Below are 12,775 nucleotides of genomic sequence, written 5' to 3' on the forward strand. Positions count from 1 at the left end.
CCTCGGGAGCTCGTACGGTTAAGGTCGCGCAGAGTCTACGGAGTCACCGGTCGGAGCCGTGCTTCGGCGTCGTCGCCCGGGTCACATCGGTCGATCTCGGCGATCCAGCCGAACGCGAAGGCGAGGGCGACCAGCCTCGTCCGAGCGCCCGCGTCGGCTCCGGCGACGCGCAACGACCCGCCGTCCCGTACGGCCGCCAGACCCGTGGCGGTGGCGATCGCCTCGGCCATCTCCTCGGCTGCGGCCGGTGCGCCGAAGGGCGTCCGGTCGGCGTCTGCGCCGGCCAGGGCACGCAACACCGCCTCGCGGGCGCCGAGGCCGAAGAAGTCGCCGCCCTCGGCGCGGATCAGCGCCGAGGCGCCGGTGCCGTCCTCCCCGGCGGGGAGGACGAGGTCGGCGCGGCCGCGCACGATCGCGAACGGCCGGGCGCCGAGCTTGCCGGTGGCCAGCTCGGCCAGGCCGGCCAGCTCGTCGGCGACCGCGGGCGCGGTCACGACCAGGGGGTTGCCGTACTCGTCGAACCGGCCGGTGAAGTCCTCCGCGACGAGGACGCCGGCGGCCCCGATCGCGATGTCGGTCTGGCCCTCGCGCCAGGCCCGGCCGGCGGTGTCGGTGACGAGCACGCCGATCAGCGCACCGGTGCGTGCGATCAGGGCGGCGCGCAGCGCGCGCGCCGACGCATCGGGGTCGAGCGGGAGCAGCACGACCTTGCCGGCCTCGACGTTGGAGGCGTCGATCCCTGCCGCAGCCATGGTCAGGCCGAGCCGGTTGCGGACGATCGCGGTGGCGCCACGACGCGCGACCACCCGCACCGTCTCGCCGGCCAGCTCGGCCTCGCGGGTGGAGGTGCGCACGCGCCCCTCGGCCTTGGCGACCACCTTGCTGGTCACCACGACGATGTCGCCGTCGGCGAGGGTGGGTCCGTCGAGCACGCCGAGCAGGTGGGTCGCGAGGTCGTCGCCGTCACGGACCTCGCCGACGCCGTCGGGCGCCCAGACGCTGAGGGTCGGACGCGGAGCCGGGTGGCTCATCCGATCAGGCTGATCGCGGCCGCGGCCATCGCCGCGGTCTCGGCGGGGGAGTGCATCCACAGCGGCGCGGCGGCCGCCCTCAGCCCGGCCTGCTCGAGGCGCGACACGGCGTCGGCATCGGCGGAGTCCACCAGCCAGCCGTCTAGCACGCCACCGGCCGAGCGCGCGCCGTAGTGCAGGCCGACGCCGGCCGCGCTCACCTCGACGCCGACCGACGTCAGCATCTGCTCGGCCATGCCGCGCACGTGTGCGCCGCCGATGATGGGGGAGAGACCGACCACGGGAGCCTTGGTCGCTCGCAGTACCTCGCGCAGCCCGGTGATGCCCAGGATGGTGCCGACCGAGACGATCGGGTTGGACGGCGGCACGATCACCAGGTCGGCGCCGGTGATGGCCTCGAGCACGCCCGGGCCGGGCGTCGCCTCGGGCAGGCCGACGAAGACGAGCTGCTCGGCGGGCACGGAGGCGTGCAGCCGCACCCAGTACTCCTGGAAGTGGATCACCTGGCGGCCGGAGGCCGCCGAGTCATCGGCGATGGCGACGTGGGTCTCGACCCGGTCGTCGGTCATCGGCAGGAGACGCACCCGCTCCCCGTACGTCGGGGTCAGCCAGCGCTCGCACAGCGCGGCCGTGACCTGGGAGAGCGGGTAGCCGGCCTCGAGCATCTGGGTGCGGACCAGGTGGGTCGCGATGTCGCGGTCGCCGAGGCCGAACCACGTGTTCGGAACGCCGTACGCCTCGAGGTCCTCCTTGGCGCTCCACGTCTCCTCGGTGCGGCCCCAGCCGCGCTGGTGGTCCAGACCACCACCGAGCGTGTACATGACCGTGTCGAGGTCGGGGCACACCTTGAGACCGTGAATCCAGAGATCATCCGCGGTGTTCGCGATCACTGTCACGACGGCATCCGAAGACACCCCCGGGAGCGTGCCGGAGGCGATGCCATGAAGGAGTCCCTCGATGAACTTGGCGCCGCCATGGCCGCCGGAGAGCACGGTGATCTGCTGCATGCGACTCAGCCTCTCAGACGACGTGATGTGACTGCTGTGACGGGTGGTGCTATAGCAGAGTTCGGGCTTGACTTCGGGTTTCGACAGGCATGTAATTTCACTCGTGTCATTCCGTTGGGCGCTGACTCCTCAGACGTCCAGCCGACACGCCGAAAGGTGGGCAACGCAGCAACCAAGCTGAGCTTCTCCGGAAGCCCCGCTGATGCACAGGAACGAAACCAACCAAGGTCACTGCTTGAAGTCGGGAAGGGCTGAGATCGATGAGGGAACTTCTTCTCCTCGAGTCGACGACCGACGACGGGGGCTGGCAGGAGCGTGCACTGTGCGCTCAGACCGACCCGGAGGCGTTCTTCCCTGAGAAGGGTGGATCGACCCGGGAGGCCAAGAAGGTCTGCCAGACCTGCGACGTACGGGACGACTGCCTGGAGTCGGCGCTCATGAACGATGAGCGCTTCGGCATCTGGGGCGGACTCTCCGAACGGGAGCGCCGCAAGCTCAAGAAGCGCGCGGTCTGACCCAGCCTGAGGCTGGCGCGGGCCGTCGCGCAGGGCGACACACGTAGCAGGACCCCGGCCACCGGCCGGGGTCCGCTGCATTTCTGGCCCCTGGGGAAGCCCGTTAAGGTTGCCGATCGTGCGTCCCTCGGTAGCCCTGCTCCTCGTCAGCCATGACGGAGCCAGCTGGCTGCCCACCGTCGTCCAGGGCATCGAGGCCCAGAGCGTGGCCCCCGACCAGGTGGTCGCGATCGACACCGGCAGCAAGGACGGCTCCTCCGAGCTGCTCGAGCAGGCGTTCGGCACCGCCCTCCGCGTCCCGGGCACGACCACCTACCCCGAGGCCGTCGCCCTCGGCCTGGACCGGCTCGCCGAGACGGCACCGGAGTGGGTCTGGCTGCTGCACGACGACTCGACGCCGGCTCCCGACGCACTCGAGCGGCTGCTCGCGGCGGCCGAGCTGCACCCCGACGCCAGCATCCTCGGGCCCAAGCTGCGCGAGTGGCCCTCCCTGCGCCGTCTGCTCGAGCTGGGTGTCACGATCTCCGGCACCGGACGGCGCGAGACCGGCCTCGAGCGCGGGGAGTACGACCAGGGCCAGCACGACGCCGTCCGTACGGTCCTCGCGGTCAACACCGCCGGCATGCTGGTGCGCCGCAGCGCGCTCGTCGAGCTTGGCGGCTTCGACCCGCAGCTGCCGATCTTCGGCAACGACATCGACTTCGGCTGGCGCGCGGCGGCGGCCGGCCACAACACGCTGATCGTCCCGCAGGCCGTCGTCTTCCACGCCGAGGCCGCTCACCGCGGGGTCCGGCAGACGCCGCTGACCGGCAAGCACACCCACTACGAGGAGCGTCGCGCCGCGCTCTACACGCTGCTGGCCAACAGCCGGCCCTGGGCGCTGCCGCTCCAGATGGTCCGCCTCTTCCTCGGCACCCTGCTGCGGGTGCTCGGCTTCCTGGTCGTGCGCCAGGTCGGCTCCGCGCTCGACGAGCTCGCCGCCCTGTTCGCCGTCTACCGTCGCCCCGGCATGGTGCACGCCGCCCGCCGGGACCGACGCGAGCGCGCCACGGTCCCGCCGTCCCAGGTCCGCACGCTGCTGCCGCCGCCGTGGCTGCCCTACCGGCACGGACTCGACTTCCTCGGTGACGTCGTCAGCGCCGTGACCACCCAGGCCTCCGACGTCGCCGAGCGGCGCCGGGCGGCGGCCGCCGAGGCAGACCCGGCGTCGTTCGCCGCCCGCGAGCTGGCCGCCCGCGAGGCGGCCCGCGCCGAGGAGGAGGACGAGATCCCGGTCGAGAACGGCTGGCTGGTCCGCTTCTTCACCAACCCGGTCGCCCTGGTCCTCACCGTCGTGGTGGTCCTCGGCCTGATCGGCACCCGGACGGCCTGGCAGGCGGTCGCCGGCGGCGGCCTCTCGCCCGCGCCGTCGGGCGCGTCGACGTGGTGGCACCTGCAGTACGAGTCCTGGCACGCGCTCGGCCTCGGCACCGCCGTCCCCGCCCCGCCGTACCTCCTGCCGCTCGCCGTGCTGGGCACGCTCCTCGGGGGCAAGGCCTCCCTCACGATCAGCGTCGTCCTGATCCTCTTCTTCCCGGTCGCGCTCTGGGGCGCGTGGCGGCTGCTGCGCGTGGTCGGCCGACTCATCAGCCACCGCGGCGCGCCGCGCTGGCTGATCCTGTGGGGCGCCACCTCGTACGCGCTGATCCCCGTCACCAGCGGTGCGTGGGGCGACGGCCGCCTCGGCGCGGTCGTCGCGACCGCCCTGCTGCCGTGGCTGGTCCACGCCGCACTCGGCTTCGCCGAGCCGGAGGCGGACCGCCGCTGGCGCGCCGCCTGGCGTACGGGATTGCTCCTCACCCTGATCACCTGCTTCACGCCCGCCGCGTGGCTGGTCGCGCTGGTGCTCGGCGTCCTGGTCGTGGTCGCCGCCTTCCGGATCGTGCCGGGTGCGATGCGCCAGCGCGCCGTCTGGGGCCCGCCCGCCGCTGCTCTCGGCACCGCGCCGGTCCTGTTGCTGCCGTGGTGGCTGCCTGCGCTCATCCACGGCGCCGGTGCCGGCCTGCTCCTGGACGCCGGCCGCCTGCCCAGCCCGCAGCTCTCCGGCGGCCGGCTGCTGGTCGGGCGCCTGTCCGACCTGGGCGCGCCGTGGTGGATCGGGCTGATCGTGCCGGTTCTCGCGATCGCCGCGCTGATCCCGGTGCGCACCCGGATCCCGGTCCTGGTGTGCTGGATCGGCATGCTCGCGACGGCGTTCGTGGCGATGATCCTCAGCCTGGTGACCCTCAACCTCGCCCACGGCACCACGCCCAGCGGCCTGCTCTTCACGCTGGTCTGTCTCAAGGGCGGGGCCATCGTCGCGGTGACCCTCGGTGCCCAGGGCATGCTCGCCGACGGGCTGGGCGGCTGGCGCCGCGGCGTCGCCGGCGCGGTCGCGACCGTGGCAGCGCTCGCGCCGCTCGCCGGCCTGGCCTGGTTCGTGACCAGCGCCAACGAGTCGCTGACCGCCGACTGGCACGACGGCGTCCCCTCCTACATGGTCGAGAACGCCGAGCAGGCGCCGGAACGCGGCGTCCTGGTGATCCGCGGCAGCACGGCCGCCGGCCTGCGCTACTACGTCGCCCGGGGCGACGGCACCACCATCGGCGACGACGAGATCATGACGCTGACACCGGAGGACAAGGAGTTCACCGCGCTCGTCCAGGAGTTCGTCTCCCAGCCCACCGACGAGAGCGTCAAGGGTCTGGCCGACGCCGGCGCGCAGTACGTCGTCCTGCCACCCCGCGTCGACGCCAACGTCGCCGCCACGATCGACGCCAGCGGCGCCGTCACCCAGGCCAGCGCCGCGAACCGCGCCACCCGCGCCTGGCAGCTCGACGCCGAGCCGCGCGGCGACATGACCGGCCACCGGTCGTGGCTGCGAATCGGACTGCTGGCGATCCAGGCCGCCGGCATCGTGCTCGTCGTGGTGCTCTGCCTGCCGACGATGGAGCGGAGGCGTCGTCGATGAGCGAGCGAACACCCACCCGTACGAACCGGGCAGCCCGCGCCGCGCGCCGCCCACTGGACATCACCTTCGTGCTCGCGATCGCGGTGCCGCTGCTGGTCGGCCTCGCGCTCTTCCTGACCAACCCCGGCTTCGGCTCCGGCTACTTCCACCCGCCGACCACGCCGCAGGTCAGCCGCGCCGTCGCGGTGTGCCCCGGTGCCCTCGGCACCGGTGACCAGCTCGGGGTCGCCGCAGCCGGCGGCGGCGACGTCACCATCGGCGACGCCAGCGCGACACTGCCCCAGAACGGCGCCGCGCTCAGCACGCCCGGCAAGGACCCGGTGGTCGTCACCGCGACCGGCGACGCCGCTCCCGGTCTCGTCGCGAGCCGCTCCTCGACCAAGCCGTTCGCGATGGCCGCGTGCGTCAAGCCGCACGCCGACCAGTGGTTCACGGGGGTGGGCGCCGGCCCGACGCACGACTCGTACGTCGTGCTCGTCAACCCCAACCCCGGCCCGGCGATCGCCGACATCACCGTCCTCGGCGACACCGGCCCGATCGACGTCCCGGCACTGCGCGGCATCGCCGTCCCCGGGAACGACAGCCAGGTCATCGACCTCGGCGCGGTGATGCCGACCGAGGGCCCGCTGGCGCTGCATGCCGTGATCGAGCGCGGCCAGGTGGCCATCTCGGTACGCGACCGCGCCGCGCACCTCGTCGGCGACACCTACGACGAGGACTGGCTCCCCGGCCAGCACGCGCCCTCGCGCGATGCGCTCATGCTCGGCATCGCGCCCGGGAGCGGATCCCGGCTGCTGACGGTGGCCAACCCGACCGACCACGAGGTCACCGCCACGGTGCGGCTGGTCTCGGGCAACTCCGTCTTCACCCCCGACAACGCCCCGACGCTCGACATCGGGCCGCAGTCGGTCTCCCGCGTCGACCTCGCGCACGTGCTCCAGGGCGCGAACACCGACGGCGTCGTCGGCGTCGAGGTGGTCGCGAGCGGGACCGTGACGACGTCGCTGCGCTCGCTGGTGGACGGCGACCTGTCCCTGATCACCCGCGCCGTGACCACCGGCAAGACCCCGACCACCGCTGTGGTGCCGCGCGGCACCAAGGACCTGGTCCTCGGCGGGGCGTACGGCGTCGGTGCGGTCACGGTCGTCTCCCGCGACGCCGACGGCAAGGAGCTCGCCTCCAAGCGCCTCGCGATCAGTCCCCAGCAGGGGCTGACGGTCGAGCTGCCGTCCGGTGCCGTCCGGGTCGACGTGACGCCGGAGCGGACCCAGATCCGCGGAGCGGTCGTGGTGCACGGCGACAGCGGCGCCGCCGTGTTCCCGCTGCGGCTGCTGCACCTGACCAGCAGGGTGCCGTACGTGAAGCCGGGTCTGCCGCGCTAGCCGCGGACCTCAGTCCTCCTCGTAGCGCGGATCGACCATCTCGGGGTCGACGCCGAGCAGCTCGGCGACCTGCTCCACGATCACGGTGAGCAGCATCGCCTCGAGCTCGGCACGGCTCTCGCAGCGGTGCTCGATGGGGCGGCGGAAGACGACCAGCCGGCTGGGCGTGGTGCCGCTGCCGCGGATCAGGGAGGAGAGCGGGACGGTCTCGGTGGACCAGTCGTCCGGGATCTGCGGCGTGTCCTCGACCGCGTACTCCACCAGCCCGAGGCGCTCCTGCCACCGCTCGTCGATCTCGGTCACGATGCTCAGCACCAGGTCGTCGAAACGCTCACGACGGGTCCGCAGCTCGGGGCGTCCGGGAAGCCGCGGCATCACGGCCGGGCCTCGCATTCCGCGTCCTCGGCGGTCACGGGTCCTGCTCACGATCCGAGGCTAGTCCGTGGGCTCTAGGCGAGCCTCATCGGCTCGCGACCGACGCGCGGGTACGGTGTGCCCGTGACCCCGGCTCGTCGTTGCTCGCGTACTGCCTGCACTCGCCCTGCGACGTGCACGCTCACGTACGTGTACGCCGACCAGACCGCCGTGCTCGGGCCGCTGTCCACGTTCGCGGAGCCGCACGCCTACGACCTCTGCGAGGAGCACGCCGAGCGCCTGTCCGCGCCGCGTGGCTGGGAGGTCGTCCGGCTCATCCGCGAGCACGTCCCCGCCGGGCCCTCCGACGACGACCTGCTCGCCCTGGCCAACGCGGTGCGCGAGGCGGGTCGCCCGATCGCTTCGGTGACAGCCGGCTCGCCGCGTGCGGTCGCCGCGCAGATCGCGGAGCCGGGTGCTCGGGAGGCACGCGAGGCCGGGGCCCGCGAGACCGGGCGCCGCGGTCATCTCCGCGTCCTCACCACCGACTGACTCCTCGGCACGCTGCGTAGCCCGGAGTCGACGCTCCACCACGTCGCCCGGTCGCCTAGGGTGGGCGTCATGGCTGAGCCCCTCATCAACGCCGCGAACGTGCTCGCGACCTTCAAGGCCTACGACGTGCGCGGCACGGTGCCGGACCAGATCGACGAGGACCTGGCGCGTGCGACCGGGCGAGCCTTCGCCAAGGTCGTCGCCGCACCGAGGATCGTGGTCGCCCACGACATGCGGCCCAGCTCTCCGGGCCTGGCTGCCGCGTTCGCCGACGGGGCCTCCGAAGTCGGCGTCGACGTGGTGATCATCGGGCTCGCCTCGACCGACGAGCTCTACTTCGCCTCGGGCCACCTCGGCCTTCCGGGCGCGATGTTCACCGCGAGCCACAACCCCGCCCAGTACAACGGCATCAAGATGTGTCGCGCGTACGCCGTGCCGATCGGCCTGGAGAGCGGGCTCGCCGAGATCCGCGACCTGGTCATCGCGGGCGTGCCGCTCGACCCCACCGCCGTCCCCGGCACCATCGAGCAGAGCGACGTCCTGGAGGCGTACGCGGCGCACCTGCTCGGCCTGGCCCCGATCGTGGGCCGCCGGCTGAAGGTCGTCGCCGACGCGGGCAACGGCATGGCCGGTCACACCGCCCCCGCCGTCTTCGAGCGACTCGGCGCCGACCGGGTCGACCTCGTCCCGATGTACTTCGAGCTCGACGGCACCTTCCCCAACCACGACGCGAACCCGCTCGACGAGGAGACCCTCACCGACCTCAAGGCGCGCGTGCTGGCCGAGGGCGCCGACGCCGGGCTCGCCTTCGACGGCGACGCCGACCGCTGCTTCCTGGTCGACGAGCGCGGTCAGGCCGTCAGCCCCTCGGCCATCACCGCGCTCATCGCCGAGCGCGCGCTGGCCAAGGACCCGGGCGCACACGTCATCCACAACCTGATCACCTCGCGCGCGGTGCCGGAGATCATCCGCGAGCGTGGGGGCGTGCCGGTGCGCACGCGGGTCGGCCACTCCTACATCAAGGCCACCATGGCCGAGACCGACGCCGTCTTCGGCGGCGAGCACAGCGGCCACTTCTACTTCCGCGACTTCTGGCGCGCCGACTCCGGCATGCTGGCGGCGCTGCACGTGCTGGCCGCGCTCGCCGAGACCGACCAGCCGCTCTCCGAGCTGATGAGGGCGTACGGCCGCTACCCGAGCAGCGGGGAGATCAACTCCACCGTGGCCGACCAGGGCGCCGTGCTCGCCGAGATCAGGACCGTCTACGCCGACACCGAGGGCGTCGAGCTGGATGAGCTCGACGGCCTGACCGTCGGCCACGCCGACTGGACGTTCAACGTACGGGCGTCGAACACCGAGCCGCTGCTGCGGCTCAACGCCGAGGGCAAGGACCAGGCGACCATGGAGCAGGCCCGCGACGCGGCCCTCGCGATCATCCGGAAGGACAGCTGATGACCGACAACACTGCGCCCGAACTGGGCCTCGACCCGACGCTCCTCGAGATCATCGTGTGCCCGCAGTGCCACGGCGCGCTCGAGCCGCGTGCCGCGTCGGTCTTCCCCGACGCCGACGGCGAGCTCGCCTGTCTGGGGGAGTGCGGTCTCGTCTACCCGGTGCGCGACGCCATCCCGGTGCTGCTGATCGACGAGGCCAAGAAGTAGGCCCGACCGGTACGGAGAGGACGGATGCGGCGATGAGCTACTTCGACGAGTCACGGCTGGACGACCAGCAGGCTCTGAACGTCGCCGACCTGCGGCTGCGCGGCCTCGCCGAGTCCGGATCGCGGGTACGGCGCGAGCTCGGCGCGACTGCCGAGGCCGTCGCGGAGGCTGTCGCCCGGCGCGACGGCGCCGGTCGTCCGCGAGCGGTGGTCGCCGCCGGTCCCGACTCGCGTCTGCTCCGAGCGGTCCTCGAGCCGGCCTGCCCGGTGCCCTTCGTGGCCTGGCCGGCTCCGGGCCTGCCCGGCTGGGTCGGCTCGCTCGACCTGGTCGTCGTGCTCGCGCCGAGCGGTGGCGATCCCGGTGTGGCCGCCGCCGTCGCCGAGGCCGGGCGCCGTGGCGCCCAGGTGGTCGTCGCCACGCCGACCGCGTCGCTGGTGGGGGAGCACGCCACCGGGCGCGACGTCACGCTCCTGCCCGCCGCGACGACCGACCCGCTGGCGCTCGCCGTGGTCATGCTGACGTTCCTCGACCAGGTCAGACTCGGCCCGGAGACCGGCGCCGAGGCGGTCGCCGTCGCGCTCGACGACGTGGCGGTCGCCTGCTCCCCCTACCGCGACATCGCGACCAACCCGGCGAAGGCGCTCTCGATCGCCCTCGCCGATGTGACACCGGTGGTGTGGGGCGGCTCGGCCCTGGCGGCCCGTGCCGCCCGCCGGGTCGCGGAGGAGCTGCGCCGCGCGACCGGCCGCTCGGCCATCGCCGGCGATGTCGAGCACCTGCTCCCCGTCATCGAGGCCGCACGGGCCCGCGACGTCTTCGCCGACCCGTTCGACGGTGCCAGCGAGGCCCGTCCGGGCCTGGTCGTCCTCGACGACCTCTCCGAGGGCGCGGAGGAGACCCGCACCGTGCTGGGGGCACAGCGTCGTCATCTGGTCGAGACGGCGGATGGCAAGGGCGTCCGCGTCGAGATCGTCACCGCCGAGGGGGAGGGGGAGATGGCCCGCTACGCCTCGCTCCTGCTCCAGGGCCGGTACGCGGCCGAGTACCTCCGCATCGGCCTCGTCGCCGACTGAGCAGCGCCGTTCCACGCTCAGCGCAGGCTCCGCCGAGCGCGCGAGCGGCCCGATTTGGCGCTTCGCCGCCAGGTGCGTAATGTTCTCCGGGTCGCCTCAGCCAGGGGGACGGGCCCGGATGGGTCTGAAACCAGGCTAGCGGCGCTTATCCCAAGCGGAAAGCGAATTCGCGAGAAATTGCGAAAGCGGAAAGCCTGAGATAAAGTACGGATCGCCCCGCAGGTGAGAAACTGAAAGACTTGGTTTCGAGCCACGGTGCGCGTGTGATTCTTGAGAACTCAACAGTGTGTCAAATAGTCGACGAATTAATTTTGTTGTGCCCCGTTGAATCTTTGGGTTTGACGGATACGAACATGATTCTGACAAGTTTTTGTCGGGGTTTGTTTTGTTGCAGGCATCTCTTCTTGCTCGGCTCGCTCTTTGGGGTGGGTTGGGTGTTTGTTTTTTGATGGAGAGTTTGATCCTGGCTCAGGACGAACGCTGGCGGCGTGCTTAACACATGCAAGTCGAGCGGAAAGGCCTTTCGGGGTACTCGAGCGGCGAACGGGTGAGTAACACGTGAGTAATCTGCCCTGGACTCTGGGATAGCCACCGGAAACGGTGATTAATACCGGATATGACGCGCTCTCGCATGGGGGTGTGTGGAAACTTTTTTGGGTCCAGGATGTGCTCGCGGCCTATCAGCTTGTTGGTGGGGTAATGGCCTACCAAGGCTTCGACGGGTAGCCGGCCTGAGAGGGTGACCGGCCACACTGGGACTGAGACACGGCCCAGACTCCTACGGGAGGCAGCAGTGGGGAATATTGGACAATGGGCGGAAGCCTGATCCAGCAACGCCGCGTGAGGGATGACGGCCTTCGGGTTGTAAACCTCTTTCAGTGCAGACGAAGCGCAAGTGACGGTATGCACAGAAGAAGGACCGGCCAACTACGTGCCAGCAGCCGCGGTAATACGTAGGGTCCGAGCGTTGTCCGGAATTATTGGGCGTAAAGGGCTCGTAGGCGGTTTGTTGCGTCGGGAGTGAAAACCAGGTGCTTAACACCTGGCCTGCTTTCGATACGGGCAGACTAGAGGCATTCAGGGGAGAACGGAATTCCTGGTGTAGCGGTGAAATGCGCAGATATCAGGAGGAACACCGGTGGCGAAGGCGGTTCTCTGGGAATGTTCTGACGCTGAGGAGCGAAAGTGTGGGGAGCGAACAGGATTAGATACCCTGGTAGTCCACACCGTAAACGTTGGGCGCTAGGTGTGGGGCCTATTCCATGGGTTCCGTGCCGCAGCTAACGCATTAAGCGCCCCGCCTGGGGAGTACGGCCGCAAGGCTAAAACTCAAAGGAATTGACGGGGGCCCGCACAAGCGGCGGAGCATGCGGATTAATTCGATGCAACGCGAAGAACCTTACCTGGGTTCAACTACTACCGGAAAGCGCTAGAGATAGTGCCCCTTTTTGTCGGTAGATAGGTGGTGCATGGCTGTCGTCAGCTCGTGTCGTGAGATGTTGGGTTAAGTCCCGCAACGAGCGCAACCCTCGTCCTATGTTGCCAGCAATTCGGTTGGGGACTCATAGGAGACTGCCGGGGTCAACTCGGAGGAAGGTGGGGATGACGTCAAGTCATCATGCCCCTTATGTCCAGGGCTTCACGCATGCTACAATGGCCGGTACAAAGGGCTGCGATCCCGTGAGGGGGAGCGAATCCCAAAAAGCCGGTCTCAGTTCGGATTGGGGTCTGCAACTCGACCCCATGAAGTCGGAGTCGCTAGTAATCGCAGATCAGCAACGCTGCGGTGAATACGTTCCCGGGCCTTGTACACACCGCCCGTCACGTCACGAAAGTCGGCAACACCCGAAGCCGGTGGCCTAACCCCTTGTGGGAGGGAGCTGTCGAAGGTGGGGCTGGCGATTGGGACGAAGTCGTAACAAGGTAGCCGTACCGGAAGGTGCGGCTGGATCACCTCCTTTCTAAGGAGTCAGTCAGCCATGATGTCCAGGACAACTGTGTCTTGGCGATGGTGCTGCTCGCTAGTGGAATCGTCGATGAAGGGCCCGGTCGGGTTGGTGTTTGATGTCAGTACTGCCTCTTCGGGGGCGTGGAACCTCATCGTGCACCGGTGGACAGGGGAGTTTTGGCACACTGTTGGGCTTTGAGGAATCACACTCCTCGTGCCTGTTGGCTCGCCGTGACCGTTGGTTGCGGGGTTCGGGTTCACGG

At 70.4% G+C, this 12,775-nt stretch carries 10 protein-coding genes and 1 rRNA gene; 8 read left to right on the plus strand and 3 right to left on the minus strand.

Going from position 1 to position 12,775, the window contains the following annotated elements; all coding sequences use genetic code 11:
• Positions 1–35 precede the first annotated feature (35 nt).
• Entirely contained in the window at positions 36–1,031 is a 996-nt protein-coding gene (locus ACZ5L9_RS12220; RefSeq protein WP_464528030.1) for a coenzyme F420-0:L-glutamate ligase, read from the minus strand.
• Positions 1,028–2,038, minus strand: a complete 1,011-nt coding sequence (gene cofD / locus ACZ5L9_RS12225) for a 2-phospho-L-lactate transferase (RefSeq protein WP_464528032.1) — start codon at positions 2,036–2,038, stop codon at positions 1,028–1,030. The genes ACZ5L9_RS12220 and cofD overlap by 4 nt, the downstream gene beginning before the upstream one ends.
• 260 nt (positions 2,039–2,298) lie before the next feature.
• Here cofD and ACZ5L9_RS12230 point away from each other — a divergent pair, with 260 nt between their 5' ends.
• From ACZ5L9_RS12230 to ACZ5L9_RS12240, 3 genes are all read left to right on the plus strand, one after another.
• The gene (locus ACZ5L9_RS12230) at positions 2,299–2,553 is read left to right on the plus strand and encodes a WhiB family transcriptional regulator (protein ID WP_464528034.1); all 255 of its coding nucleotides are present in this window, start codon (positions 2,299–2,301) and stop codon (positions 2,551–2,553) included.
• A 118-nt stretch (positions 2,554–2,671) separates the two neighbouring features.
• Positions 2,672–5,542 (plus strand): glycosyltransferase family 2 protein, encoded by a 2,871-nt coding sequence (locus ACZ5L9_RS12235; protein WP_464528036.1) that lies wholly within the window; start codon positions 2,672–2,674, stop codon positions 5,540–5,542.
• Positions 5,539–6,924, plus strand: a complete 1,386-nt coding sequence (locus ACZ5L9_RS12240; RefSeq protein ID WP_464528039.1) for a DUF5719 family protein — start codon at positions 5,539–5,541, stop codon at positions 6,922–6,924. The genes ACZ5L9_RS12235 and ACZ5L9_RS12240 overlap by 4 nt, the downstream gene beginning before the upstream one ends.
• Before the next feature lie 9 nt (positions 6,925–6,933).
• Here the strand turns inward: ACZ5L9_RS12240 and ACZ5L9_RS12245 are convergent, their stop codons facing one another.
• Positions 6,934–7,350 carry a metallopeptidase family protein gene (locus ACZ5L9_RS12245; protein WP_464528041.1) on the minus strand — a complete coding sequence of 139 codons (417 nt, stop codon included), beginning with the start codon at positions 7,348–7,350 and terminating at the stop codon, positions 6,934–6,936.
• A 66-nt stretch (positions 7,351–7,416) separates the two neighbouring features.
• Between ACZ5L9_RS12245 and ACZ5L9_RS12250 the strand changes: the two genes are divergently transcribed.
• The 5 genes from ACZ5L9_RS12250 to ACZ5L9_RS12270 all read left to right on the plus strand — a co-directional run bounded on the left by ACZ5L9_RS12250 (position 7,417) and on the right by ACZ5L9_RS12270 (position 12,525).
• Positions 7,417–7,830, plus strand: coding sequence for a DUF3499 domain-containing protein (locus tag ACZ5L9_RS12250; protein WP_464528043.1), 414 nt, complete (start codon positions 7,417–7,419; stop codon positions 7,828–7,830).
• A gap of 69 nt (positions 7,831–7,899) precedes the next feature.
• Positions 7,900–9,282 (plus strand): phosphomannomutase/phosphoglucomutase, encoded by a 1,383-nt coding sequence (locus ACZ5L9_RS12255; RefSeq protein ID WP_464528045.1) that lies wholly within the window; start codon positions 7,900–7,902, stop codon positions 9,280–9,282.
• Positions 9,282–9,491 carry a Trm112 family protein gene (locus ACZ5L9_RS12260; RefSeq protein ID WP_464528047.1) on the plus strand — a complete coding sequence of 70 codons (210 nt, stop codon included), beginning with the start codon at positions 9,282–9,284 and terminating at the stop codon, positions 9,489–9,491. Before ACZ5L9_RS12255 ends, ACZ5L9_RS12260 begins: the two co-directional genes overlap by 1 nt.
• Before the next feature lie 32 nt (positions 9,492–9,523).
• On the plus strand, positions 9,524–10,564 hold the full coding sequence (locus ACZ5L9_RS12265; protein ID WP_464528049.1) for an SIS domain-containing protein: 1,041 nt from the start codon (positions 9,524–9,526) through the stop codon (positions 10,562–10,564).
• A gap of 445 nt (positions 10,565–11,009) precedes the next feature.
• Positions 11,010–12,525 (plus strand): 16S ribosomal RNA (locus tag ACZ5L9_RS12270).
• Positions 12,526–12,775 lie beyond the last annotated feature (250 nt).

It is taken from the genome of Nocardioides sp. JCM 18998, assembly GCF_055391535.1.